Below are 23,811 nucleotides of genomic sequence, written 5' to 3'. Positions count from 1 at the left end.
GCACGACGCGGTTTACCCCGGACTAATAAGAAGTTAATCAACGAGGCGTCCGTCGCACACAGGAGGAAGTCCAATGAGCGGAAAACTGGCTTACGTAACAGGCGGGATGGGCGGTATCGGCACCTCTATTTGCCAGCGCTTGGCCAAGGATGGCTTTCGCGTCGTGGCAGGTTGCGGCCCCAGCCGCAACTACCAGCAATGGCTGGATGAGCAGGCTGCGCAGGGCTACACGTTCCACGCGTCTGTGGGCAACGTGTCCGACTGGGAATCCACCGTGAAGGCCTTTGAAAAGGTCACGGCGGAGCTGGGCGGGGTCGACGTGCTGGTCAATAACGCGGGCATCACCCGCGATGGCTTGTTCCGCAAGATGAGCGCCGACGATTGGCGCGCGGTGATCGACACCAACCTGAACAGTCTGTTCAACGTGACCAAGCAGGTCATCGAGGGCATGGTTGAACGGCAGTGGGGCCGCATCATCAACATCAGCTCGGTGAACGGTCAGAAGGGCCAGTTCGGCCAGACCAATTACTCCACGGCCAAGGCCGGCATCCATGGCTTCACCATGGCGCTGGCTCAGGAAGTGGCCAGTAAGGGTGTCACCGTCAATACGATTTCGCCGGGCTACATCGGCACGGACATGGTTCGCGCCATCCGCCCCGAAGTGCTTGAAAAAATCGTGGCGACCATTCCGGTGCGACGCTTGGGCACGCCCGAGGAAATCGCCTCCATGACGTCGTGGTTGGCGTCGGATGAATCCGGTTTTTCAACCGGCGCGGACTTCTCGCTGAACGGCGGCCTGCACATGGGCTGATGAAGGCTAGCGGGCCGCCCCCCGGCGGCTCAAGGCGCTGGAAGGCCTCGGGGAGAGGGCCTTCCGGCATTACACTCCACCCTATTCGAAGTCTTAGAGATCGCCCGATCCGGGGACACACATGACGCAAGCACAAACCGGCGCCAGCCTGCGCCTGATTAAAAAATACCCCAACCGTCGCCTATACGACACCCGGACCAGCACCTACATCACTCTGGCAGATGTCAAGCAACTGGTCCTGGCCAATGAAGAATTCCAGGTGGTCGACGCCAAGAGCGGCGAAGACCTGACCCGCAGCATCCTCTTGCAGATCATTCTTGAAGAGGAAAGCGGCGGCATGCCCATGTTCTCGTCGAACATGCTGTCGCAGATCATCCGTTTCTACGGGCACGCCATGCAGGGCATCATGGGTTCTTATCTTGAAAAGAACATCCAGGCCTTCATGGAAATCCAGACCCGCATGGCGGAACAGTCCAAGGGGCTGTACGGTAGCCAGTTCGGGCCCGAAGCCTGGACGCAGTTCATGAATGTGCAGACGCCCATGCTGCAAAACATGATGAACAACTACATCGACCAGAGCAAAAACCTGTTCGTGCAGATGCAGGATCAAATGCAGGACCAGACGCGCGCGATGTTCTCGACGTTCCCGTTCACGCCGGGCAGCACGCCGGGCCAGGGTCGCAAATAGCGCCAAGCGGCAAAGGCGCATCCGCGCTTTTTGCCCTGCCAGCAGCCGGTGCGGCACTGCCTCGCCGGCTTTTTTGTGGCCGCTTTTCCCTTTGAGATAACGCAACGAACTGACGCATCCCGGGCCTTTTGGTTCAGGGATATGTCAGTTTTTTTCGTTACATTAATGCAAACGGTTCTTGTTTATGTTTTTAGAGCCGATACCTAATTCGAGTTTCACAGGATGATGCACATGATCAAGAAAGCCTTGGCGCTGGCCATTGTCGCAATGAGCGTGTCGGCCGCCAACGCGGCCCAATACCCCATCGGCAAGCCGGTTGAGAAGGGCGGCATGGAAATCGGCGCGGTGTATTTGCAGCCGATCGAAATGGACCCGCCCGGGATGATGCGCCCCGCCAAGGATTCCGATGTGCACCTTGAGGCCGATATCCACGCCACGGCCGGCAACAAAACCGGCTTCCCGGAAGGCGAATGGGTGCCTTACCTGGTCGTGAATTTTGAAATCCAGAAGGTCGGCAGCCAGAACGTGCAGAAAGGTACCTTCATGCCGATGGTCGCCAACGACGGGCCGCACTATGGCGACAACGTCAAGCTGGAAGGCCCGGGAAAGTACAAGCTGAAGTATTCGATCCTGCCGCCGTCCGAAAACAAGATGGCCCACTTCGGCCGCCACGTCGACAAGGAAACCGGCGTGGGCCCGTGGTTCGAGCCCTTTGAACTGGAATACGAATTCGTCTACGCCGGCACCGGCAAGAAGGGCGGATATTGATCGTGCGCCGCCTGCTTCGCGTTGTTGCCGCCGTGCTGATCGGCCTGGCCGGCCTTGCCGGCATGGCGCCCGCGCAGGCGGACGAATTGCCGACGTTCACGCTCAGGTTCAAGCCGGACGGCACGTTCGAGCCGGCAACCCTGGAAGTGCCCGCCGGCCGTTTCAAGATTGAACTCATCAACGAAAGCAACGAGCCGGTGGAATTTGAGAGCATTCCGCTGCGCAAGGAAAAAGTGTTGGGACCGGGGGTGAAATCCTTCGTCGTCATCACCATTTCCCGCCCCGGCGAGTACCCCTTCTTTGATGACTTTCACCAAAGCGTGAAAGGCACCCTGGTCGTCAAGCCCAAGGAATAAGCGGTAGCCATACATGGAACAGGTCCTTTTTATCGTCTGGCGTGAAAGCGTCGAAGCCCTGCTGGTGGTGGGTATTTTGTACACCTGGCTACGCGCCACGCCGGAAGGCAAGCGCGGGCTGAACTACCTGTGGGGCGGCGTGGCGGCGGGCCTGGGGCTGGCCGTGGCGCTGGCCCTGGTGTTGCTGGGCGTGTCGTCCTGGCTTAGCGACGAAGGGCAGGAATGGTTTCAGGCCATCATGTCGTTAGCCGCTTGCGCGCTGGTCGTGCAGATGGTTGTGTGGATGAAAAAGCACGGCCGCACGCTAAAAGGCGAACTGGAAAGCGGCGCGCGTAGTTCCGTCGCCAATGACAACTGGTGGGGCCTGTTCGTGCTGGTGGCCATTGCCGTGGCGCGTGAGGGCAGCGAGACCGTGGTGTTTCTGTACGGCACCGTGTCGGCGGGCGAGGGCGGTGGCGACATGGCCAAGCTGGCGCTGGCCGGCGTGGCTGGTTTTGCCGTGGCCTTGCTGACGTTCTGGCTGTTGCAGTTGGGCGGCAAGATGATTACGTGGCGCCGCTTCTTCCGCGTAACCGAAATCCTGTTGCTGCTGTTGGCCGGTTCGCTGCTGGTCGGCGGCCTGGACCACCTGATTTCGCTGGACGTGTTGCCCACCATCATCGACCCCGTCTGGGATAGCTCGTGGCTCTTGAGCGACAGCACCGGCGTGGGCAAGGTCCTGGCCGACTTCGCCGGCTACCGCGCGTTGCCCGCCCTGATCTCGGTGTTGTTGTGGGTGGCTTACTGGATCGTGGTGTGGGCGCTGTTGCGCTGGGTGGGCGGCAAGCCGGCCCGCGCGCCGGTGCCAGCGCGCAACGTCTCTTGATTCCGACGTGATGCCGGACTGAACATTGAAGGTTTGACCATGGCTGCTGTACTCGGGAGGGTGACTTCCCGGATCGCCGATTTTCTCCGTGACCATGCCCCGCTGTTGCGCAAGCTTCAGTGGGGCATTGTTGCGTTGTACGCGTTCCTGTTGATCGTGCCCGCAATCATGCCCTTGCCCGACAACGCGGCATCGGTGTTCAACAACCTGACCATCGTTGCGCAGTTTGCCTTCTGGGGAGTCTGGTGGCCATTCGTGCTGATCTCGATGCCGATCCTGGGCCGCGCCTGGTGCGGCTGGCTTTGCCCAGAAGGCATGCTGACGGAATGGGCCAGCGAGCGCGGGCAGGGCCGCGCCATCCCGAAGTGGATGCGCTGGGGCGGCTGGCCGTTTGTGGCGTTTGCGTTGACGACGGTGTACGGCCAACTGATCAGCGTGTATCAATACCCGCTGGCGGTGCTGGCCGTGCTGGGCGGTTCCACCGTGGCGGCCATGATCGTCGGCTGGCGGTATGGCCGCAGCAAGCGCGTCTGGTGCAAATACCTGTGCCCGGTCAACGGCGTGTTCAACCTGCTGGCCAAGCTGGCGCCGTGGCACTTCAAGGTCGATGAAGAAAAGTGGCGCCACCCGGTTATCCGCATCGAGCCCATCAACTGCGCGCCGCTGGTGCCGCTGCGCCACATGAAGGGCGCGGGCGATTGCCACATGTGCGGCCGGTGCAGCGACTATCGCGGCGCCATTGCCCTGACACCGCGTTCGCCTGAAGAAGAAATCGTGCACGTGGCGGATGGCGATGCCTGGCAGACCGCCTTGCTGTGCTTCGGCCTGATGGGTATCGCCATCGGCGCGTTCCTCTGGAGCGCCAGCCCCTGGTACGTGACGGCCAAGCAGTGGGCCGCGACCTGGCTGGTCGAGCACGACATCATGTGGCCGCTGATGGACAACGCGCCCTGGTTCATCCTGACGCATTACCCCGACGTCAACGACAGCTTCTCGTGGCTGGACGGCGCGGGCATCCTGATGTTCGTCATCGGCGCCACGGTGTTTGTGGGCGGCGCCAGTTTCCTGTCGTTGTGGCTGGCGGACCGCCTGGCGCCCGCCGCGCCGTCGGTCGATGCCGCCGCAACGCGCTGGATCCGTCCCGGCGTGCACAAGCTGGCGCAGGCGCTGATCCCGTCGGCCGGCATCGGCGTGTTCCTGGGGCTGTCGGCCACCACCGTCAACCTGCTCAAGCACGAAGGGGTGCAAGCGGGCTGGGCCGGCCCGGTGCGCTTCACGCTGTTGACACTTGCCGTGCTGTGGACCTTGCGCCTGTTTGCCCGCCTGTTGGCGCCGCGCCCCGTCACGGCCACGCGCAAGGTGGCGGCGTGGGTGGTGCTGGCCGCGGGCCTGGCGCCGTTCTGCATGGCTTGGGTGTTTTTCTTTGCAATCTGGTAAGCGATGCGTGATGGATCGCGGCGGGGCGCTGCGATAAAGTGGAAAGCCTTGCCGGGTGCGCCGGCGCTTTTCCTGCGTGATTCCCTTCATGACTTCCTACGCTTTCCGCCTGCTAAACGTCTTTGCCTCGTCCACCTTCGGAGGTAACCAGCTTTGCGTGTTTGAAGACGCGCGGGGCATGGACGACGCCACGATGCTGAACCTGGCTGCGCAATTCAACCTGTCGGAAACCACGTTCATCCTGCCGTCCGACAAGGCTGATGCACGCGTGCGCATCTTCACGCCGGGCTACGAGATGAAGTTTGCCGGCCACCCCACCCTCGGTACGTCGCAAGTGGTGCGCGACATTCGCGGCACCGGCGATGCGTTGACGCTGGAATTCGCCGCGGGCGTGGTGCCGGTGCAGGCGCAAGGCGACGCCTGGACCTTCACCGCGCCGTGCCCCAACGGCGTGCAAACGGCGCCGCCCCAGCAAGATCGCGCGGCAATCGCATCGCTGGTCGGATTGTCGGCCGATGACCTGGCAAGCGATCCAATTTGGGTGGATACCGGCGCCGATCAGCTGCTGGTGCCGTTGGCCAGCGTGGACGCGGGGCGCCGCGCGGCGCCCGATTCCGCCAAGCTAAGCCGCTGGCAGGCCAGCAGCCTGGGCCGCAAGACGATGTACCTGTTCGCGTTCGACGAAGGCAATGTGCGCGATGCACGCCAGGTAGTCGTGGCGCGCTACTTCTTTGCCAAGGCGGGCGGCGGTGTGGACGAGGACGCCGGCACCGGATCGGCCTGCGCCAACCTGGGGGGCTGGTTGATTCACAAGCAGCGGCCTTTGCCCGCCAGCATCCTGGTCGAGCAGGGCGATCAAACGGGACGTCCGTGCCGCTTGCTGCTGGACGTGCATGCCGACGGCCGCATCCTGGTGGGCGGCCGTGCGGTGGAGATCGGCCGGGGCACCGTCACGATCTGACGGATCTGATCCGGGGCATCCCCCGGGGCAAGGCGGGCGCTGTGTGCAGGCCCGCCCATAAAAAACGGCGCCTGTGTCTGCCACAGGCGCCGCCTCTCTCTCTAGGCCCCGGTATGGAACGCGGCCGTCCTTACAAACCTGCCTTACTTCTTGTTCTTGGCCGGGTCGACCTTGATGTTGTTCTTCACCTGCTTCACCCCTTCAACGCCACGGGTGACGGTAGCAGCGTGGTCGGCTTCAGCCGCCGTGCCTACGGTACCGGTCAGCGTCGCAACGCCATTGTTGGTTTCCACGGCGATGTCCAACGCGCTCAGTTGCTTGTCGGCAACGAAAGCGGCCTTGACCTTGGTCGTGACGGTCGCATCGGAGGCATATTCGCCCACGGATTGCTTGGGCTTGCCATCATCCGCCGCGAAAGCCATGGAAGTGAAGACAGCGCCAGTTCCCAGTGCGGCGGCGGCGATCAGCTTGCGAAATTCCATAGTCGTGCTCCTTATTAGTATGGGTCTGCCGCGTTAAGCGTCGGCGCGGCAGACAGTCAGATTTTCAACTTTCAACTTCGAGGGGTATGCGTGCTATCGGCGTGTTCTATTTTTTTCGAAGCGCGCCGCTCAGGATGGACAAGAGCGCCAGCACCAGGAATACGAAGAACAGGATCTTGGCGATACCCGCGGCCCCGGCGGCAATACCGCCAAAGCCGAGAACCGCCGCGATGATCGCGATGACGAAGAAAACTACGGCGTAATGCAACATGTCAGCTTCTCCAGTGAGTTCGACCGATCAAGGCGGTGGGAGGATTCAGGGATTGCGGTCGAAGAAATCCCGGACTTCCTTTTGCGCTTCATCCTTGGTCTTGCCATAACGCTCTTGAATCAGGCCAGCCAGGCGTTCGGCGTTGCCTTCCGTGCGGGTCAGTTCGTCGTCGGTGAGCTCACCCCAGGCGGCTTTGGCCTTGCCAGTCATTTGCTTCCACTTGCCGGCGATGATGTCGTTATTCATGGTGACCTCTCTTCTTATCTTCGTGCGACGCAGGGCTTATGGCCTATAAGTTCCTGCTGTCGCGGTTGACTTGAACGCTGATCAGCTAGCCCCTAACTTACGAGTGGCCAAAGGGGCTGTCAAACGCGGCTGTGGGTATATGTAACAGCGCCGGAAGGCTTGGCGGACGCGATTTTCCGAGGGAAAAATCCCGGGCGAAAGGGCCGCGCAGGAGTTACATTCCGGCAATGTCTTGTCCCCTTTTGAGCGGGGCTGGTAACGGAAGATGCGTCGGTTCCCCCCTGTGGCGGGCTAGAACGGCCACTGCGGCGCTGGTGGCGGCAAGGCCCGGCCGGTATAGTCGTGCCCAACCCTTGGGCTTTTCATCAACAAAAAAGGAAGGCACGCATGACGCAACGACTTTGCAGCGCTCTCTTGCTGACGCTGGCCGCGCTGGCGGCGGTGGGATGCACGCATGTGACGGACAAGTACCAGGCCACCGGCCCCGCGCCGGAAGCGGCAACGCCCAGCACCTGAGCGCGTGGGTTCACACGTTGCACCCGGCGCCGTGCATGGTGGTTGACATCATGGCGGTCGACGTCATGGCGGTTGACATCATGGCGGTTGACATCATGGCGGGTGAAATGCAAACGGGGCGCACTGCGCCCCGTTTGCGTTTTCGGCGTACCCGCCGCGCCGCCCGCCTCAGGGCTGGGCGATGCGGTGAGCGATGTGCGCCAGCGCTTCTTCCACCTGGTCCACCAGGATCAGGCACAGATCCCCGGCTTGCAGGCGCCCCAGCGCCGTATCGATAGCCAGGAATTCGCCATGGATTTCCTCGATGTGCGTCGTGCGCGGCGCATCCACCAGGCCCTCTTGCAGCAGAGCCAGCACCTCGCCGTCGGCGCGGCCCCGTTGGCATTGATCCTGATACAGCAGCACGTCATCAAAGGCGGCGCCCAGGATTTCGGTCTGCATGCGGATGTCTTCATCACGGCGGTCGCCCGCCCCGCTGATGACCACCGAGCGGCGCTTGGCCGGCATGGCGTCCACCGCGCGCACCAGCGCCAGAATGGCGTCGGGGTTGTGGCCGTAGTCGGCGATGACCGTTGCGCCCCGGTAGTCGAACACATTGAAGCGGCCAGGGGCCGTTTGCGCATCGTTCACAAACGTGGCCAGGCCACGGCGCACAACGTTCCAATCCAGGTTCAACGCCCACGCCGCGGCAATTGACGCCATGGCGTTTTCGACCTGGAAGGTGATCGTGCCATTGCGCGTCAGCGGAATGTCGGCCAGCGGGAAGCGGGTTTCTTCGGCGCCTTGCGCCGCCACGATCGCGTCGCCGTCGCGGTACACCGACCGCAGGCCCTGCGCGCGGTGTGTGGCCAGGACGGGATGGTTGCGGTCTTCGGCAAAGTAGGTGATTGACCCCGGGCAGCTGGCGGCCATCTCGGCCACGATCGGGTCGGCGGCATTCAGCACAGCGGTGCCTGACGGGTGCACGTGCTGCACGATCACGCGCTTGACCACGGCCAGGTCCTCAACGGTGCTGATGTAGCCCAGGCCCAGGTGGTCGCCCATGCCGATGTTGGTGACGATGGCCACGTTGCAACGGTCGAACGCCAGGCCTTCGCGCAAGATGCCGCCACGCGCGGTTTCGAACACGGCGGCGTCCACGTCCGGGTGCATCAGCACGCTGCGCGCGCTGCGCGGGCCGCTGCAATCGCCGGTGTCGATGCGCAGCTTATCGATATACACGCCGTCGGAATTGGTCATGCCGACGCGGTTGCCGGCCGCGCCCAGCAGGTGCGCGGTCAGGCGCACCGTGGTGGTCTTGCCGTTGGTGCCGGCCACGGCCACGACCGGAATACGCCCGTCGTCGCCGTCCGCGTACATGTTGGCGATGATGGCCTCGCCCACCGCGCGGCCCTTGCCGAACGACGGGTTCAGGTGCATGCGCAGGCCCGGCGCGGCGTTGACTTCGACCACGCCGCCATGCTGCTCTTCCAGCGGGTACAGCACGCTTTCGGCCACCACGTCCACGCCGCAGATGTCCAGCCCGATCATCCGCGCGGCGGAGACCGCGCGCGCCGCCATCTCGGGGTGCACTTCGTCGGTCACATCGGTGGCCGACCCGCCCGTGCTCAGGTTGGCGTTGTTGCGAAGGAATATGAGGGTGCCGGGGGGCGGCACGGAATCCGCGTCAAAGCCTTGCTTTTTCAGCGTGGCCAGCGCGATGTCGTCAAAGCGGATCTTGGTCAGCGAGGTGGCGTGCCCGTCGCCGCGCAATGGGTCCGCGTTGACCTGATCGACCAGTTCGCGAATGGTGTGCTGCCCGTCGCCGGTCACTTGCGGCGGGTCGCGGCGCGAGGCCGCAACCAGCGCGCCGCCCACCACCAGCAGACGGAAGTCGTGGCCGGGAATATAGCGTTCAACGATGACTTCCGAGCTGACTTCCTCGGCCACCTCGAACGCCTGGATCACGCGTTCCCGTGTTTCGATGTTGACCGCCACGCCCCGGCCCTGGCTGCCGTCGCGCGGCTTGACCACCACGGGGCCGCCCAGCTCTTGCGCGGCTTCCCATGCCTCTTCGGCGGTCGTCACCGAGCGGCCCATGGGTACCGGCACGCCGGCCGCGTCCAGCAGCATCTTGGTCAGGTCTTTGTCTTGCGCGATCGATTCCGAAATGGCGCTGGTCAGGTCGGTTTCGGCGGCCTGGATGCGGCGCTGCTTGCTGCCCCAGCCGAACTGCACCATGCTGCCCTGCGTCAGGCGGCGATAGGGAATGTTGCGGGCGACGGCGGCGTTCACGATGGAGCCGGTGCTGGGTCCCAGGCGCACGTCTTCGTCCAGATCGCGCAAGCGCTTGAGCGCATCGGGCAAGTCAAAGGGCGTGTCGTCCAGCGCCGCGCGCACCAGTTGCTGCGCCATTTCCATCGCCAGCAGGCCGACTTCTTCTTCGCTGTACTCGACCACCACCTGGAACACGCCGGGCTCCACGGTGGACGAGGTGCGCCCAAAGGTCACGGGGCAACCGGCGTGCGCCTGCATCGTCAACGCGACGATCTGCAACACGTGCGCGATCGACACCGCGCCTTGATGGCCTTCCGGCCGCATCAGCCCGGTTTGCGGCAAGCGCGCGCGCAGGCGGGCTTCGAACTCGGGCAGGTTATCAATGGAGCACTCGGCGTCGGCGCACGAAACGATGGCCTCGATCGCGGTGTTCTTGCTCCACAGATTGGGGCCGCGCAGGGCACGGATACGGGAAACTTCCATGGCAGGTATTCCTGTCAGTATTGTTGAATCCAGCGGCGGACCAGATCGATGGTGGGGCCCGAAAAGGCTTCGTCGGATTGCAGCAGGACGAAGTCGCCCGTTGCAATGCCGGTCAGCACGCTTTCGATGGCCTTGCCATGATCCGGCTCGTCCTGGATGTCTTTCACGCGGCTGCCTTGCGACAGCCCCTGGCGCAGCAGCGCGCGCGCCTGGCCTTGGGGGCGCTTGCTTTGCACGGTCATGTCGTCATAGAGCACGACGCGGTCAAAGGCATCGCCCAGCAGGCGGCCCTGTTCGATCAGGTCGGCGTCGCGACGGTCGGCGCCGGCGGAATACACCGCGGCGCGGCGCGTCGACGGAAACTGGTCGATGGCGGCGATCAGCGGGCGCAGGGCGGACGCGTTGTGCACGTCGTCCACCACCACCGTGCTGCCGTTGCGTTCAAACAGCGTGAACTGCCAGGGCGCATCAGCCTGGTCGATATCGAAGGTTTCGATACCGGCGCGGATCAGTTCCACGGGGATGTCCAGCGCCCAGGCGGCGCCCACGGCGGCCAGCACGTTTTCCACCTGGAAGGCCACGCGGCCACCATGCGTCAACGGGATGGCGGCCACATTGGCCAGCCGCTCTTCGCGGGCGCCTTGCGCCAGGATGATGCCGCCGTCGCGCACAAACACCGCGCGGCCGTCTTGCTGCAAATGCGCGGCGATGGCGGGCAGGGCGGGGTCGATGCCAAAGAAAATCACCGCGCCATCGCACAGCTCGGCCATTTCCACCACGCGGGGGTCGCGCGCGTTGAGCACGGCGGCGCCCGTCGGCAGCACCACGTCGACCTGCGTGCGGAACACATTGAACATGCGTTCCGTTTCGTTGATGTCGAAGTCGCCAAGATGGTCGGCGTCGTCGATATTGGTCACCACACCGACCTGGCAGCGGTCATAGGCCAGGCCCTGGCCCAGGATGACGCCGCTGTCGTTTTCGATGACGGCTGCGTCCACGTTGCGGTTCATCAGCAACCGGGTGCCGGACGCGAAATCGGCGCGGTCGCCCTTTTGCACCAGGCGGCGGTCCAGGTACAGCCCTTCGCTGCACGCCAGGCCGGTGCGCTTGCCGGACAGATGCAGCAAGCGCGCAACCAGGCGTGCCACCACGGTCTTGCCGTTGGTGCCGGTGACGCCCACGATGGGAATGCGGCCGGCGTCGCCGTCGGGGAACAGGTGGTCGACGATGGCGCGGCCCACCGGGCGAGGGGTGCCGTCGGCCGGCTTCAGGTGCATCAGCAAGCCCGGGCCGGCGTTCACTTCAACGATGGCTCCGCGCTGTTCCGCCAGCGGGCGGGTGATGTCTTCGGCCACCAGGTCCACACCGGCTATGTCCAGGCCCACCACGCGGGCGGCCAGCGTGACGGTGGCGGCAATGCTGGGATGCACGCGGTCGGTCACGTCGAACGCCACGTTGCCGCTGCGCTGCACCAACACGCGCTGGCCGTCGGCCGGCACGCTGTCTTCCGACATGCCCTGGCGGGCAATTTCCAGCCGGGCGGCGGAGTCCAGGCGGACCAGGTTCAATGGATGGTTTTCGGTGCGACCGCGGCGCGGATCGATGTTGATCTGGCTGTCGATCAATTCGGTGATGGTGGACTTGCCGTCGCCCGTTACCCAGGCTGGTTCGCCGGCGGCGGCGGCCACCATGCGGTTGCCGACCACCAGCAAACGGTGTTCGTTGCCCAGCACAAAGCGTTCGACGATGACGCCGCTGCCTTCATCCACCGCCACGCGGTAGGCGGACACCACGTCTTCACGGGTCGTCAGATTGGTGAAGACGCCACGGCCGTGGTTGCCGTCATACGGCTTGACCACCACGGGCAGGCCGATGTCCTCGGCGGCTGCCCAGGCGTCGTCCTCGCTGCGCACCAGGCGGCCCTCGGGCACCGGCACGCCGCAGGTCGACAGCAGTTCCTTGGTCAGGTCCTTATCGCGCGAAATGCCTTCGGCGATAGCGCTGGTGCGGTCGGTTTCGGCCGTCCAGATGCGGCGCTGGGCCGAGCCGTAGCCGAATTGGACCAGGTTGCCTTCAAACAGGCGGATATACGGAATATCGCGGTCGTCGGCGGCATCCACGATGCAAGCGGTGCTGGGCCCCAGGCAGTGCTTGTCCACCAGGCTGCGCAGCTTGGCAATGGTGGCGGGCACGTCGAACGGGCGGTCTTCAATGGCGGCCATGACCAGGTCGCGCGCTTCGTTCAGGGCGGTGCGGGTGACCTGTTCCTGCCAGGCGCGCACCACTACTTTGTAGACGCCGCGGGTGGACGTTTCGCGGGCTTTGCCGAAGCCGCCGCGCAATCCGGCCAGGTTCTGCAATTCCAGCGTGACATGTTCAAGAATGTGGCCGGGCCAGGTGCCTTCTTTCAGGCGGGCCAGGAATCCCCCGCGCACGCCGGGGCTGCATCGGTGTTCGATCAGCGTCGGCAGCCATTCGGACAAGCGCTCGTAAAACCCGGGAATGGTGTTGGACGGATAGTCTTCCAATTCACCAATATCCACCCATGCTTCAAGGACCGGGCGATACGTCCAAATGTTCGGGCCGCGCAAAGCCACGACATCGAGAAATTCAATGTCTTTCTTTTTCATGTTTTAATTTACTTGAGAAGCAGGTTGGCACGCGCGGACGCCCCTATGTAAGACCGCGAATTTATTGCGAATTTTTGGGGTTGCGCTGTAAGAATAATGCCAACGAGTGGGGGATCCCAGATATTCCTAATTAGAAAAATCGGCTGCTACTATACGACGCCTTCAAGGCGTGAACTCGTTGTGTTGTAAGGAAGGGACACGTTTGCCGCCGTAGGTGGTAAACCGGTTGCCGCCTAGTAGGGCAGAGTCCTGGCCCGGTATGCGTTCCAATGAAAAAACCACACCTGCTTTCCGGCCTTGCCGATGCCTTTCCTGCCCGCTGGCGGGATGAAATCCGCGCTGAATTAGCGGATGGCGAAACCTTGCTGGCCTGGGTTGAAATAGACCTGGACCAGCGGCTGAAGTTCCAGCCAGGGCTGGTCGCCGCGACGGATCGGCGCCTTCTAGCCCGAAATTCCGCCGATAACGGCTGGGATTCGTGGGCCTACGGGCCGCAATTAACGCTTAATCTGACGGACCACGCCGGCGCCGCCGTGCTGGAATTGCACGACAATACGGCGCGTCTGGCCATCTGGCGTTTCACGCTGGCCCGCAACCCGGCCGCGCTGCGCCTGTTGGCGCAGTTTGAATCGCAGCAGGCGATCCGGCTCTCGGGCCAAGCCGAAGAAGCGCCGCAGGAACGCAATTGCACGGTGTGTAATAACGTTATTCCCGCCGGCGAGGAAGAATGCCCCACCTGCAACCAGGAACAGGCCGCGCCGTCGTCCACGTGGGCGTTGTTGCGGCTTTGGCGCTTCGCGCGGCCGTATCGCGGCCACTTGCTGGTCGGTTTCGTGCTGACGTTGCTGGGCACGGCCGCCACCTTGGTGCCGCCTTACCTGACCATGCCGCTGATGGACGATGTGTTGATTCCGTTCCAGAACGGCGCGCCCATCGACTACAGCAAGGTGCGCCTGTATCTCAGCGGCTTGCTGGCATCCGCCTTTCTAGCCTGGGGGCTGGGATGGGCTCGCACCTACATCCTGGCCTGGGTCAGCGAGCGTATCGGCGCTGACCTGCGCACCACCACTTATGAACATTTGCAGCAGTTGTCGCTGGAGTACTTTGGCGGCAAGCGCACGGGCGACCTGATTTCCCGCATCGGTAGCGAGACCGACCGCATTTGCGTGTTCCTGTCTTTGCACCTGCTGGACTTCGCCACCGACATCCTGATGATCGTGATGACGGCGGTGATCCTGGTGTCGATCAACCCGTGGCTGGCCTTGGTGACGCTGGTGCCGCTGCCGTTCATCATCTGGATGATTCACGCCGTGCGCGACCGCCTGCGCCACGGTTTTGAAAAGGTCGACCGCATCTGGTCCGAAATCACGAACGTGCTGGCCGACACCATTCCCGGCATTCGCGTGGTCAAGGCATTCGCACAGGAAAAGCGCGAAGTCGCGCGTTTTCGCGAAGCCAATAATCGCAACCTGGAAGTGAATGACCGCGTCAACACCACGTGGTCGCTGTTTTCACCCACCGTCACGCTGTTGACGGAAGTGGGGCTGCTGGTGGTGTGGATATTCGGTATCTGGCAGGTGTCGCAAAAGCAGATCACGGTAGGCGTGCTGGCTGCGTTCCTGGCGTATATCGGGCGCTTTTATCTGCGCCTGGATTCCATGAGCCGCATTGTGTCGGTGACGCAAAAGGCGGCTGCCGGCGCCAAGCGCATTTTTGACGTGCTGGACCATGTGTCCAGCGTGCCCGAACCGCAAAAGCCGGCCACGCTGCCGCACATCAACGGCCGCATCGAATTGCGCGACGTGGGCTTCCGCTACGGCAACCGCCAGGTGATACGCGGGCTGAACCTGACCATCGCCCCGGGCGAAATGATTGGGCTGGTCGGTCACAGCGGCTCGGGCAAGAGCACGTTGATCAACCTGATCTGCCGTTTCTACGACGTGTCCGAAGGCGCGGTGCTGGTGGACGGCATCGACATCCGCTCGGTGCGCGTGACCGACTATCGGCGCAACATCGGGTTGGTGCTGCAAGAGCCCTTCCTGTTCTTCGGCACCATTGCCGAGAATATTGCCTACGGCAAGCCTGACGCCACCCGCGACGAAATCGTCGCAGCCGCTCGTGCGGCCCATGCGCATGAATTCATCCTGCGCCTGCCGCACGGCTATGACTCGCTGGTGGGCGAGCGGGGCCAGGCCCTGTCGGGCGGTGAACGCCAGCGCATCTCGATTGCGCGCGCGTTGCTCATCGATCCGCGGATCCTGATCCTGGACGAAGCCACGTCGTCGGTGGACACCACCACCGAAAAGGAAATCCAGAAGGCATTGGACAACCTGGTGCGTGGTCGCACCACGATTGCCATCGCGCACCGGTTGAGCACGCTGCGCAAAGCCGACCGGCTGGTCGTGCTGGACCGTGGCCAGATCGTCGAGCAAGGGCCGCACGAAGAATTGATGGCCCGCGAGGGCGCCTACTATCGCCTCTACCAGGCGCAAGCGCGCCAGGCCGAAGCCGACGCGCAGGCGTCGGGCAGCGAAGACATGGCCGCCGTGGCCTGACGCCGAACCGGGATTATCTTCATGACGTTGCCGACCTTTCAGCTGCGCCGCAATGCCTTTGGGCGTCTGGAATATCAATCCGCCGACGGCGAGACGCACGAAGGCGTCATCCCCGTGCGCGCCTTCCCCATCAGCGAAGCGGGACGCGGCCTGTCGCTGGTGACCAGCGACGGCCACGAACTGCTGTGGATCGAACACCTGTCCGACGTGCCGGCCCCGCAACGGGCGCTGATTGAAGAAGAGCTTGCCGGGCGTGAATTCATGCCCGAAATCCGCAAGCTGGCCAGCGTGTCGACGTTTGCCACGCCCAGTACCTGGAATGTTGAAACGGATCGCGGCCCCACCTCTTTCACGCTGCGCGGCGAGGAAGACATCCGCCGGCTCAGCCCGCAGACGCTGCTGATTGCCGACAGCCACGGCATCTTCTATCTGGTGCGCGACATCCTGGCGCTGGACAAGCACAGCCGCAAGCTGCTGGACCGGTTTCTGTAGGGACGCCGCACAGCGCGGCTACCGCTAGGCGCTGCCCTTGAACGGCGTGTGCGATTCCAGCTCGCCCAGATAGTCGGTGACCGCCGAGGTTTCCTCGTCCAGGAAATTCTGGATCGCCTCGGCAAAGCCCGGGTGCGCCACCCAGTGCGCCGACCATGTCGGCGTCGGCAACAAGCCGCGCGCCATCTTGTGTTCGCCTTGCGCGCCGCCTTCAAAACGGCGGATGCCATGCGCAATGCAATACGCAATCGACTGCATATAGCAGGTCTCGAAATGCAGGCCCGGCACGTATTCAGTGGCGCCCCAATAGCGCCCATACAGCACGTCGCCGCCCACCAGATTCAGCGCTGCCGCCACCCGCACGCCATCGCGTTCGGCCAGGATCAATACAAACGCTTCCGGCTGTTCCCGATGCGCGCGTTCAAAGAAATCCCGGTTCAGATAGGGCGGATTGCCATGGTTGAAATACGTGCGGCAATAACAGTCGTAGAAAAAACCGAGGTCGGCGGGGGTAATGTCGCCGCCGCGCAACCAGCGGAAAGACAAGCCGGCGGCGGCGACCTTCTTGCGGTCCTGGCGGATCTTCTTGCGCTTGTCGTGGCTCATCAGCGCCAGGAACGCGTCAAAATCCGCGTAACCCGGGTTGGTCCAATGAAACTGCACGCTTTCCCGGATCATGAAGCCGGCCTCGCGCAGCACGTGCATGTCGGCGTCCGCCGGAAACAGCAGGTGTAGCGACGACACCTTGATTTCCTCGGCAAAGGCGACCAGCCCGCGCACCAGCGTGGCCCGGTCTTCGTCATTGGTGGCCAAGAGGCGCGGCCCCGTGACAGGCGTGAGCGGAATGGCAGACAGCAGCTTCGGGTAATAGCGCATGCCGTGGCGTTGGAAGGCGTCGGCCCAGGCGTAGTCGAACACGTATTCGCCACGCGAGTGCGACTTCAGGTAAAGCGGCGTGGCGGCGGCCAGCGCTCCGTCGCGCCACAGCGCCAGATAATGCGGCGCCCAGCCCGAGGCCGGCGCCGCGCATCCCGTTTCATGCAGCGCGCACAGAAACGCGTGCCGCAGAAAGGGTTGATCACCGGCCAGCGCATCCCAGGCATGGGCGTCGATGCGGGACAGGTCGGTTTCAATGGTCAAGCGCAGGGAATCCATTCGTGAATGATAAAGTCTTCGCCAGCGCGCGGGTTTGAAACCGTGGGCTTTTTCAGGGATTGCGGCGGCACGGGCCGCCTGGGATTGGAAACACCATGGACAGCAACACCATCGCCGCGGCAGATGCCGCGCCGATCGCGCAATGCTTGCGGGGGCAGGCCTTGGCCGCGCTCGCCGGCAAGACATGGCCGGAAAAACTGGCGGCCGTGCGCAATATCGCCGATCGCGCGCCGCTGGACCGCACCCGCGTATTCGTCGCGCCGCACGGCTTGCCCGGCCGGCCGGAACACCCCGAATTGGTGCCGCCCGCGCAGGTCAAGCATCGATCCATGGCCACGGTCGAGGGCCGCGCCGCGCTGCTGCACGCACTGGCTCATATTGAATTCAACGCCGTCAATCTGGCGCTGGATATTCTGTGGCGTTTTGCCGGCATGCCCGAAGCGTTCTATCGCGATTGGCTGCGCGTAGCGCGCGAAGAGGCCTATCACTTCGATCTGTTGCGTCAGCGGTTGGCGGCGCTGGGTTACGCCTATGGCGACTTCCCCGCGCACAACGGCCTGTGGGACATGGCCGAGCGCACGCGGGGCGACCTGCTTGCGCGCCTGGCGCTGGTGCCGCGCACGCTGGAGGCGCGCGGGCTGGACGCCTCGCCCATGATCCGCAACAAGCTGGCCGGGGCAGGAGACGCGCCCAGCGCGGCCATCGTCGACATCATCCTGCGCGACGAGATCGGCCATGTCGCCATTGGCAACCATTGGTTCAAGCAGCTATGCGCACAATCGGGCCAGGAACCCGTGGCCTGCTACGCCGACCTGGCGCAGCGTTATGACGCCCCCAGGTTGCGCGGCCCGTTCAACCTGGAAGCGCGCCGCGCGGCGGGGTTCGACGACGCCGAGCTGGCCGCGTTGCAGGCCAACCAGCCGGTACCGAACACCCAATGAAACCGATAAGCATTGATGCGTTGCTGACCGGCACCGTGCGTCCGCTGGGCGATTCCGGCCGCGACAGCGGTATCGACAAACACCCCGTTTCCCAGCGCCTGTGGGTGGGCGCCGAAGGCCTGCGCGGCGACGAACAAGCCGACCGCCGTTTTCATGGCGGCCCGGAAAAGGCGCTGCATCATTACGCCCGCGAGCACTATCCCGCCTGGCAGGCCGAGCTGGGCGAACGCGCGGTATTGCAGGCGCCGGGCGCATTCGGCGAGAACATATCCACCCACGGCATGACCGAAGCCGACGTCTGCGTGGGCGATGTGTTTCGCGCCGGCACCGCCTTGATCCAGGTATCGCAAGCACGCCAGCCGTGCTGGAAACTGGATCACCGATTTGCCCGGCGCGGCATGGCAGCCCGCGTGCAGGCCAGCGGCATGACGGGCTGGTATTACCGCGTGCTGCAAGAGGGCTGGCTGTGCGCGGGCGACACGCTGACGCTATCCGAACGCCCGCATGCACAATGGACGCTTGCCCGCGTGCAAGACGTGCTGAACCGGCGCGTGCTGGACGCGGACGTGCTGCACGCCCTGGCCGCGCTGCCCGAACTGTCGCCGAACTGGCGGGCGCTGTTCGAAAAGCGCGCCCAGGCCGGACAGGTGGAAGATTGGACCCGCCGCCTGCAAGGCGATGCGCAGGCCCCGACATCGCAGGAACGTTGAACATGAAAATGTCCCTATCGACAAGACCGGCCCTGGCCCGGGCGCTTTGCTGCGCGGCGCTTGCGCTGCCTGCTTTCGGCGCCCACGCGGCCGACCCTTACGCCGCCTGCCTGTCGCAGCTGCGCGGCCCCGCGCAGAAAGCGGGCGTGTCCGCCGCCACCTTCGACACCCATACGAAAGGCTTGTCGCCCGACATGGCGGTCATCGAGCTGCTGGACGCGCAGCCCGAATTCAAGACGCCCATCTGGGACTACATGGCGGGCCTGGTCGATGACGAGCGCGTGGCGGACGGGCAGGCGGGCATGGCGCGCTGGCAGGCCGACCTGGCCCGCGCGGCGGTGCGCTACCAGGTCGACCCGGCCACGATTGCCGCCGTGTGGGGCGTGGAAAGCAACTTTGGGCGCACCCTGGGCGGCCGGCCGCTATTGACGTCCCTGTCGACGCTGTCCTGCTTCGGCCGGCGGCAAGCCTACTTCCGAGGCGAATTTTTTTCGACGCTGAAAATCATTCAGGACGAACACATCGCGCCAGAGCGGCTGGTGGGTTCGTGGGCCGGCGCCTTTGGCCAAACGCAGTTCATGCCCTCGACCTATCTGCGGTTGGCGGTGGATTTTGATGGCGATGGCCGCCGCGACCTGGTCGACAGCGTGCCCGACGCGCTGGCCTCAACCGCCAACTTCCTGAAACGCGCCGGCTGGAATCCGGAATTGGTCTGGGGTTATGAAGTCCGTCTGCCCGCCGCGCTGGACGCGGCCGGGGCGGGGCGCAAGAACAAGCGCGCGATGTCCGCTTGGGCTAAACAAGGTGTGACCCGCGCGGACGGGCAGGCGCTGCCTCCGGGCGATACGCCGGTCGGCTTGCTGCTGCCCGCGGGCAGGAAAGGCCCCGCGTTTCTGGTGACTCGCAATTTCGATGCGCTGTATTCGTACAACGCGGCGGAAAGCTATGCCCTGGCCATCGCCCACCTGTCGGACCGCCTGCGCGGCGGCGGCCCGCTGATACAAGCCTGGCCCACCGATGACCCGGGCCTGTCGCGGGCGGAACGCCGCGAATTGCAACGCTTGCTGATCGCCAAAGGCTATGACGTGGGCGAACCCGATGGAATGGTGGGCACGCGCACACGCCAAGCCTTGCAAGCCGCCCAGCGCGAACTGGGTCTGCCTGCCGACGGGCGTGCGGGCCTGAAGGCGCTGCGGGCGCTGCGGGCATCCCAGGCATCCCAGGCGCCCACCCCGCCGCGTTGAAGCCACCCAGGGCCGGATAAGCGGCCGCATTCCGCGGCCAGATTTACAAGTTTTGCAAAGAACCGACCCTGGGTAACCGCCTTGACATGCCGGGTGCCGGTCGCGGCCCTATACTGGTTTTCCCACTTTTCAGGAGCACTGCGATGAGCTTGTTGGATACCTTGGCCTCGATGGCCGGCGGCGGTCAGCAAGGAGGCTCGGCATCGCTGCTGCCGGCGCTGATCGAACAACTGAACAAATACCCGGGCGGTCTTACCGGCCTGATCGCCAGCTTTCAGAAGGGCGGCTTGAGCGAAATCGTGGCGTCTTGGGTAGGCACGGGGCAGAACCTGCCCGTCAGTCCCGACCAGCTGGGCGCCGTGCTGGACCCGGGTGTCGTCAACGAACTGGCCGCCAAGACCGGGCAGGACACCGATTCGGTGCTGGGCTCGCTGTCGTCGCTGTTGCCGCAACTGGTGGACAAGGCCACGCCGCAAGGCGAGGTCCAGCCTGGCCAGGATTTCAACCCGACCGATCTGCTGGCCTCGTTGTCCGGCATGTTCGGCAATCGGGGCTGACCCGGCGGGACGGGCTTACCCCTGATACGTCAACCGCTTTCCTCTCCCACCCGCCGGCGCCTGTTGCAGGCGCTGGCCGTGGGCGCGCTGGCGCCCTTGGCTGCCTGTGCACCGCCCCTGTCCTTGAACGCCACGTTTTTGCAACTGTGGCGCAGCCATCTGGATTTGACGCCTGAAGACTGGCGGGTGCGCCTGTCGGCCTATCGGCGCCTGGGATGCCGCGAGATCTTCCTGCAATGGGTCGGCCTGGAAGGCGGACGCCCTGACGACTGGATGGCGTCCGATGCCACGCTGCGCATGATCTTCGACGAGGCCGAGCACCAGGGCCTGGGCGTGCATGTGGGGCTGCCTTACGACCAACGCTGGTGGGAGATGCTGGGCAACGCCAACCCGCGGGCATTGGCAGCTTACTTGGACCACACCCGCACGCGCGGCGTGGCGTACATGCAGGCCGCGCCCTGGCCCCAGCGCAAGTCGTTTCGTGGGTGGTACCTGCCCTACGAGCTGGAACAATACAACTGGGCCTCTGCCGCGCGGCAAGCGTTGCTGATGCCGTGGCTGGATGCCTTGTCGCGCGCGGCGCAGGACACCAGCCGGGGGCGCCCGCCCTGTATTTCCACCTATCATTCCCGCCTGCCCACCGACGGTTCCTTGATGAACCTGTGGAGCGCCATCCTGGACCAGGTGGCGATTCATCCCATGATCCAGGACGGCGTGGGCGTGTCTGGCCTGGCCAACTACCAGGCGCTGGCGCCGCTGCACGACATGCTGCTGGCGCGCCGCGCATCGTTCGACCTGGTTCTGGAGTTGTTTGAAGAACTGCCCTCGGGCAGTACCGATGGCTCGACCTTCAAGGCGCGCTCGGCCGACTTCGATCGCGTCAAGCAACAGTGGGAAGTCGCGCGCGGCTATGGCGCCAAGCGGGTGGTGGCGTTTGCGATTGACCCCTGGGTCATCGACAACACGCCCGAGGCGCGGGCGCTGATGCGCGCGTGGCTGGACGCGCGCGTCTAGTACGACAGCGTCAGGTTGATGAACAGCCCGCGCGCCCGGTCGGCCGCGCCGCCGCCGATGTTGAAACGGTACTGCGTGGTCAGGTCCAGATAGGATCGCGGCGCGTTGTAATGGTCTTCACGGAACCAGTAACGCACGTTGAAGCCGGGGCCCGCGCCTAGCGACCATGACGAGCCATTGCCTTGTTGATCCACGGAAAACGACTCGCCTTGGAGGTTGAAGGAGGCGCGGTTCTTGTTCCACAGCCAGTCGGCGCCCACCACGGCATACGGAAAGAACACCAGCCGGTCGCTGAGGGCATCCATCCGATAGCTGCGACCCACGCGCAATTCACCGGCGCCAAACGCCTGGTCGCGTTTCATGCGGCCTGAGACCTTGTCGCTGTCTTTCCCCGTGGCGTTGTCGCGCAGCCAGTATTTTGCGGGCATGTCCTGCCAGGAATAGCCGCCCTGCAAATAGCCTTCCATCGTGAACCAGTCGGGGCGGTCGATGCGCAGGTTCGTGCCTTCGTACAAGCCATAGGTGATGTAGGCCAGCCACGCGCCGTTGTCCGCCGTGGTCTGGTAGTGGGGCGATTGATTCGTCTGATTCAGCGCGCAGCGCAGGGCGGCCGGCGCGGGGCTGAACGTGCCCTGGCGCGTGGCGGTGCCCAGGTTGAATTGGCGTTCGACGCCGAACGTCAGGCCTACCTCGGTGGACGGCGTGAAGCGCATGCCCAGCGACCCGACCGTCGTGGGCAAGCCCGCGATGCCTTCGTTGCGGGTCTCCGCGACATCGATGCTGCCCCCGCAAGGGTCGGCGACGGTCTGGCCGGTAGTCTTGCCGCCTTTGTCATACAAGGTGTTGGAAAAGCGGCCATACAACTCGAAGGTCTGCGTGGCCGAGTTCAGAAAGTCGGCCGGGCGCCAGAAGATTTCGGCCGTGCTGAAGATGGCGTCACCGGGCACCGTGATTGCCGCGCCGCCCAGCCCGGAGGACGCCGGCCGCGCGCCGCGATAGCCGGCGGACACATAGCCGCCCCATTCGCGCGCCAACTCCGCAACGCCGCTGCGCGTGTCAAAGCGCTGCTGCGGCGTCAGTTCCAGTTTGCCGGCATCGGCTTCGTCGATAGCCTGCTGCAAATCAGCCACCGCGCCACGCTTGTCGCCCGCGCCGGCGCGCGCATAGCCTTCGTCCAGGATTACGGTGGGCGGCGCCTTGCCGGTGGCGCGCGCGGCCTGGAAGTCTTGCAATGCCAGGGCCGGCTGCTTCATGCGTTGGCGCAGATAGCCGCGCTGCATCAGCAGCGTGGGGTCGTCGGGCTGCGCCACCAGCGCGTCGGTCATGCGTTGGTGGGCTTCGGCCAGCTGCGCGCCTTTGCCGGCAGCAAGCGTGGTGGTCAACAGCCGCTGGTATTCCTGGTTGGCCGGGTCTTGCTCGACGGCCAGGCGGGCCTGGGCGATGGCCTCGGCATAGGCTTCGCGCGCATAGGCGGCGTAGGCCCGTGCAGCGGGGCCGCCGCTGCCCACCGCGTCGGACGGCAGCAGGTCGCAATAGGCGCCGGGCGGCGTGTTGCGGCAGTCCGGGACGGGCGCGGGGTAATTGGCCAATGTCAGCGTGGCGGGCACGGCGGGCCGGGAACGGGCGCGCTTGATTCTTACGTCGGCGGCGCTGTCCTGGCTGCCCAGTGGCGTCATCAGGGCCAGCGCGCGGGCATTTTCGCCGCCGGCCAATGCGGCGTCGGCGGCCAGCAGCCGGATGCTGCGGCGCTGGGCTTCGGTTAATTGTCTTTGCTTCAACGCGGCGTCAAAGTCTGCATTCGCCAGATCGGTCTTGCCTTGGCGCTGGCGCAGATAGCCGCGCATGACCCGTGCCGTGGTGTTGCCGCTGCGCGCGCTGGTGGCGGGGGTGGCGTCCGCGCGGGCGGGTGCGTTGCTGTCGCCGGTGCCGCCGGTGCCGTCGGCGCCGGCGGTGGCGTTGATAGCGTCGGTGGCGGCGGCCTCGGCTTCTGCCAGGCGGTCGCTTTGCATCAGCGCAATAATCAGCAGCATGCGATAGCTGGCGGTGTCGGGTGACGCCGACACGGCCTGGCGCGCCAACGGCACGGCATCATCCGCGCGGTTGTCACTTAGCGCCTGGTAGGCCGCATCAGCCTGTTTGGCGGCCATGCGCGAGGCCATGGTCTGGCGCCGAGCAGCCAGGTCTTTTTTGTTCGGAGCGCCCAGCGCAATCGCGCGGTCGATGGCGGCGTCGGCCTGGGCGTATTGGTTCTGCGCTTCCAATGCGTCCAGCCACAGCATGGCCCACGCACCTTGCTTGGGGTCGATGCGAAATGCGCGCTCGGCGCCGCTTGCGGCGGCGGCATAGTCACCGCGCTTGTAGTCGGCGTAGGCA

General features: G+C 64.6%; 22 protein-coding genes. 15 read left to right on the top strand and 7 right to left on the bottom strand.

Annotated features, from left to right (window positions below; translation table 11 throughout):
- Nucleotides 1-73: 73 nt before the first annotated feature.
- The 7 genes from ACNPP0_RS25990 (at nucleotide 74) to ACNPP0_RS25960 (ending at nucleotide 5,886) form a co-directional block, all read left to right on the top strand.
- Complete coding sequence (locus tag ACNPP0_RS25990; RefSeq protein WP_050447831.1) at nucleotides 74-811, top strand: acetoacetyl-CoA reductase; 738 nt, start codon at nucleotides 74-76, stop codon at nucleotides 809-811.
- Nucleotides 812-932: 121 nt separating this feature from the next.
- The gene (gene phaR, locus ACNPP0_RS25985; RefSeq protein ID WP_006218172.1) at nucleotides 933-1,499 is read left to right on the top strand and encodes a polyhydroxyalkanoate synthesis repressor PhaR; all 567 of its coding nucleotides are present in this window, start codon (nucleotides 933-935) and stop codon (nucleotides 1,497-1,499) included.
- Nucleotides 1,500-1,730: 231 nt separating this feature from the next.
- Nucleotides 1,731-2,267, top strand: a complete 537-nt coding sequence (locus ACNPP0_RS25980) for an iron transporter (RefSeq protein WP_448707417.1) — start codon at nucleotides 1,731-1,733, stop codon at nucleotides 2,265-2,267.
- Nucleotides 2,268-2,269: 2 nt separating this feature from the next.
- Nucleotides 2,270-2,623, top strand: coding sequence for a cupredoxin domain-containing protein (locus tag ACNPP0_RS25975; protein WP_332610541.1), 354 nt, complete (start codon nucleotides 2,270-2,272; stop codon nucleotides 2,621-2,623).
- Between the two features lie 13 nt (nucleotides 2,624-2,636).
- Nucleotides 2,637-3,488 carry an FTR1 family iron permease gene (locus tag ACNPP0_RS25970; protein WP_332610540.1) on the top strand — a complete coding sequence of 284 codons (852 nt, stop codon included), beginning with the start codon at nucleotides 2,637-2,639 and terminating at the stop codon, nucleotides 3,486-3,488.
- A gap of 39 nt (nucleotides 3,489-3,527) precedes the next feature.
- Complete coding sequence (locus tag ACNPP0_RS25965; RefSeq protein WP_448707416.1) at nucleotides 3,528-4,925, top strand: 4Fe-4S binding protein; 1,398 nt, start codon at nucleotides 3,528-3,530, stop codon at nucleotides 4,923-4,925.
- Nucleotides 4,926-5,013: 88 nt separating this feature from the next.
- The gene (locus tag ACNPP0_RS25960; RefSeq protein WP_448707415.1) at nucleotides 5,014-5,886 is read left to right on the top strand and encodes a PhzF family protein; all 873 of its coding nucleotides are present in this window, start codon (nucleotides 5,014-5,016) and stop codon (nucleotides 5,884-5,886) included.
- Between the two features lie 143 nt (nucleotides 5,887-6,029).
- On the opposite strand, the gene ACNPP0_RS25955 is transcribed toward ACNPP0_RS25960, so the two are convergent.
- From ACNPP0_RS25955 to ACNPP0_RS25945, 3 genes are all read right to left on the bottom strand, one after another.
- Nucleotides 6,030-6,368 carry a BON domain-containing protein gene (locus ACNPP0_RS25955; protein ID WP_046802700.1) on the bottom strand — a complete coding sequence of 113 codons (339 nt, stop codon included), beginning with the start codon at nucleotides 6,366-6,368 and terminating at the stop codon, nucleotides 6,030-6,032.
- A 106-nt stretch (nucleotides 6,369-6,474) separates the two neighbouring features.
- Nucleotides 6,475-6,639: a DUF1328 domain-containing protein gene (locus tag ACNPP0_RS25950; protein ID WP_006218179.1), complete on the bottom strand. Its 165-nt coding sequence runs from the start codon at nucleotides 6,637-6,639 to the stop codon at nucleotides 6,475-6,477.
- 45 nt (nucleotides 6,640-6,684) lie between these two features.
- Nucleotides 6,685-6,885 (bottom strand): CsbD family protein, encoded by a 201-nt coding sequence (locus ACNPP0_RS25945; protein ID WP_046802701.1) that lies wholly within the window; start codon nucleotides 6,883-6,885, stop codon nucleotides 6,685-6,687.
- A gap of 387 nt (nucleotides 6,886-7,272) precedes the next feature.
- Between ACNPP0_RS25945 and ACNPP0_RS25940 the strand changes: the two genes are divergently transcribed.
- Complete coding sequence (locus tag ACNPP0_RS25940) at nucleotides 7,273-7,401, top strand: hypothetical protein (protein ID WP_332610537.1); 129 nt, start codon at nucleotides 7,273-7,275, stop codon at nucleotides 7,399-7,401.
- Nucleotides 7,402-7,569: 168 nt separating this feature from the next.
- Here the strand turns inward: ACNPP0_RS25940 and cphA (ACNPP0_RS25935) are convergent, their stop codons facing one another.
- A complete protein-coding gene (gene cphA, locus ACNPP0_RS25935) occupies nucleotides 7,570-10,140 on the bottom strand; it encodes a cyanophycin synthetase (protein WP_448707414.1) in 2,571 nt (856 codons plus the stop codon).
- 14 nt (nucleotides 10,141-10,154) lie between these two features.
- A complete protein-coding gene (gene cphA, locus ACNPP0_RS25930) occupies nucleotides 10,155-12,770 on the bottom strand; it encodes a cyanophycin synthetase (RefSeq protein WP_448707413.1) in 2,616 nt (871 codons plus the stop codon).
- A 269-nt stretch (nucleotides 12,771-13,039) separates the two neighbouring features.
- On the opposite strand from cphA (ACNPP0_RS25930), the gene ACNPP0_RS25925 reads away from it, so the two are divergent.
- Together ACNPP0_RS25925 and ACNPP0_RS25920 are read left to right on the top strand one after the other, a co-directional pair.
- A complete protein-coding gene (locus ACNPP0_RS25925; RefSeq protein ID WP_332610534.1) occupies nucleotides 13,040-15,325 on the top strand; it encodes a cyanophycin metabolism-associated ABC transporter in 2,286 nt (761 codons plus the stop codon).
- Nucleotides 15,326-15,346: 21 nt separating this feature from the next.
- Nucleotides 15,347-15,817 (top strand): cyanophycin metabolism-associated DUF1854 family protein, encoded by a 471-nt coding sequence (locus ACNPP0_RS25920; RefSeq protein WP_332610533.1) that lies wholly within the window; start codon nucleotides 15,347-15,349, stop codon nucleotides 15,815-15,817.
- 24 nt (nucleotides 15,818-15,841) lie between these two features.
- On the opposite strand, the gene ACNPP0_RS25915 is transcribed toward ACNPP0_RS25920, so the two are convergent.
- On the bottom strand, nucleotides 15,842-16,972 hold the full coding sequence (locus ACNPP0_RS25915; protein WP_448707412.1) for a GNAT family N-acetyltransferase: 1,131 nt from the start codon (nucleotides 16,970-16,972) through the stop codon (nucleotides 15,842-15,844).
- A 95-nt stretch (nucleotides 16,973-17,067) separates the two neighbouring features.
- Between ACNPP0_RS25915 and ACNPP0_RS25910 the strand changes: the two genes are divergently transcribed.
- The 5 genes from ACNPP0_RS25910 (at nucleotide 17,068) to ACNPP0_RS25890 (ending at nucleotide 21,438) form a co-directional block, all read left to right on the top strand.
- A complete protein-coding gene (locus ACNPP0_RS25910; protein ID WP_448707411.1) occupies nucleotides 17,068-17,913 on the top strand; it encodes a ferritin-like domain-containing protein in 846 nt (281 codons plus the stop codon).
- Nucleotides 17,910-18,623, top strand: coding sequence for an MOSC domain-containing protein (locus tag ACNPP0_RS25905; RefSeq protein WP_448707410.1), 714 nt, complete (start codon nucleotides 17,910-17,912; stop codon nucleotides 18,621-18,623). Before ACNPP0_RS25910 ends, ACNPP0_RS25905 begins: the two co-directional genes overlap by 4 nt.
- 2 nt (nucleotides 18,624-18,625) lie before the next feature.
- The gene (locus ACNPP0_RS25900; RefSeq protein ID WP_448707409.1) at nucleotides 18,626-19,867 is read left to right on the top strand and encodes a lytic murein transglycosylase; all 1,242 of its coding nucleotides are present in this window, start codon (nucleotides 18,626-18,628) and stop codon (nucleotides 19,865-19,867) included.
- Nucleotides 19,868-20,010: 143 nt separating this feature from the next.
- Nucleotides 20,011-20,424, top strand: a complete 414-nt coding sequence (locus ACNPP0_RS25895; protein ID WP_104143120.1) for a YidB family protein — start codon at nucleotides 20,011-20,013, stop codon at nucleotides 20,422-20,424.
- 63 nt (nucleotides 20,425-20,487) lie between these two features.
- Nucleotides 20,488-21,438, top strand: a complete 951-nt coding sequence (locus ACNPP0_RS25890; protein WP_448707408.1) for a DUF4434 domain-containing protein — start codon at nucleotides 20,488-20,490, stop codon at nucleotides 21,436-21,438.
- Here the strand turns inward: ACNPP0_RS25890 and ACNPP0_RS25885 are convergent.
- Nucleotides 21,435-23,811: NfrA family protein (locus ACNPP0_RS25885; RefSeq protein WP_448707407.1), on the bottom strand; the 2,377-nt coding region annotated here is incomplete at its 5' end. The genes ACNPP0_RS25890 and ACNPP0_RS25885 overlap by 4 nt on opposite strands.

This window comes from Achromobacter semiaridum, from assembly GCF_053543755.1.
The sequence above is the reverse complement of the archived record's forward strand: the minus strand, read 5'-3'. Positions and strand labels throughout refer to the sequence as shown.

What these genes read in the sequence shown, in the direction of transcription:
- ACNPP0_RS25990 (WP_050447831.1), top strand. Translation starts at nt 74, where the DNA reads ATGAGCGGAAAACTGGCTTACGTAACAGGCGGGATGGGCGGTATCGGC.
- phaR (WP_006218172.1), top strand. Translation starts at nt 933, where the DNA reads ATGACGCAAGCACAAACCGGCGCCAGCCTGCGCCTGATTAAAAAATAC.
- ACNPP0_RS25980 (WP_448707417.1), top strand. Translation starts at nt 1,731, where the DNA reads ATGATCAAGAAAGCCTTGGCGCTGGCCATTGTCGCAATGAGCGTGTCG.
- ACNPP0_RS25970 (WP_332610540.1), top strand. Translation starts at nt 2,637, where the DNA reads ATGGAACAGGTCCTTTTTATCGTCTGGCGTGAAAGCGTCGAAGCCCTG.
- ACNPP0_RS25965 (WP_448707416.1), top strand. Translation starts at nt 3,528, where the DNA reads ATGGCTGCTGTACTCGGGAGGGTGACTTCCCGGATCGCCGATTTTCTC.
- ACNPP0_RS25960 (WP_448707415.1), top strand. Translation starts at nt 5,014, where the DNA reads ATGACTTCCTACGCTTTCCGCCTGCTAAACGTCTTTGCCTCGTCCACC.
- ACNPP0_RS25955 (WP_046802700.1), bottom strand. Translation starts at nt 6,368, where the DNA reads ATGGAATTTCGCAAGCTGATCGCCGCCGCCGCACTGGGAACTGGCGCT.
- ACNPP0_RS25950 (WP_006218179.1), bottom strand. Translation starts at nt 6,639, where the DNA reads ATGTTGCATTACGCCGTAGTTTTCTTCGTCATCGCGATCATCGCGGCG.
- ACNPP0_RS25945 (WP_046802701.1), bottom strand. Translation starts at nt 6,885, where the DNA reads ATGAATAACGACATCATCGCCGGCAAGTGGAAGCAAATGACTGGCAAG.
- ACNPP0_RS25940 (WP_332610537.1), top strand. Translation starts at nt 7,273, where the DNA reads ATGACGCAACGACTTTGCAGCGCTCTCTTGCTGACGCTGGCCGCGCTG.
- cphA (WP_448707414.1), bottom strand. Translation starts at nt 10,140, where the DNA reads ATGGAAGTTTCCCGTATCCGTGCCCTGCGCGGCCCCAATCTGTGGAGC.
- cphA (WP_448707413.1), bottom strand. Translation starts at nt 12,770, where the DNA reads ATGAAAAAGAAAGACATTGAATTTCTCGATGTCGTGGCTTTGCGCGGC.
- ACNPP0_RS25925 (WP_332610534.1), top strand. Translation starts at nt 13,040, where the DNA reads ATGAAAAAACCACACCTGCTTTCCGGCCTTGCCGATGCCTTTCCTGCC.
- ACNPP0_RS25920 (WP_332610533.1), top strand. Translation starts at nt 15,347, where the DNA reads ATGACGTTGCCGACCTTTCAGCTGCGCCGCAATGCCTTTGGGCGTCTG.
- ACNPP0_RS25915 (WP_448707412.1), bottom strand. Translation starts at nt 16,972, where the DNA reads ATGGATTCCCTGCGCTTGACCATTGAAACCGACCTGTCCCGCATCGAC.
- ACNPP0_RS25910 (WP_448707411.1), top strand. Translation starts at nt 17,068, where the DNA reads ATGGACAGCAACACCATCGCCGCGGCAGATGCCGCGCCGATCGCGCAA.
- ACNPP0_RS25905 (WP_448707410.1), top strand. Translation starts at nt 17,910, where the DNA reads ATGAAACCGATAAGCATTGATGCGTTGCTGACCGGCACCGTGCGTCCG.
- ACNPP0_RS25900 (WP_448707409.1), top strand. Translation starts at nt 18,626, where the DNA reads ATGAAAATGTCCCTATCGACAAGACCGGCCCTGGCCCGGGCGCTTTGC.
- ACNPP0_RS25895 (WP_104143120.1), top strand. Translation starts at nt 20,011, where the DNA reads ATGAGCTTGTTGGATACCTTGGCCTCGATGGCCGGCGGCGGTCAGCAA.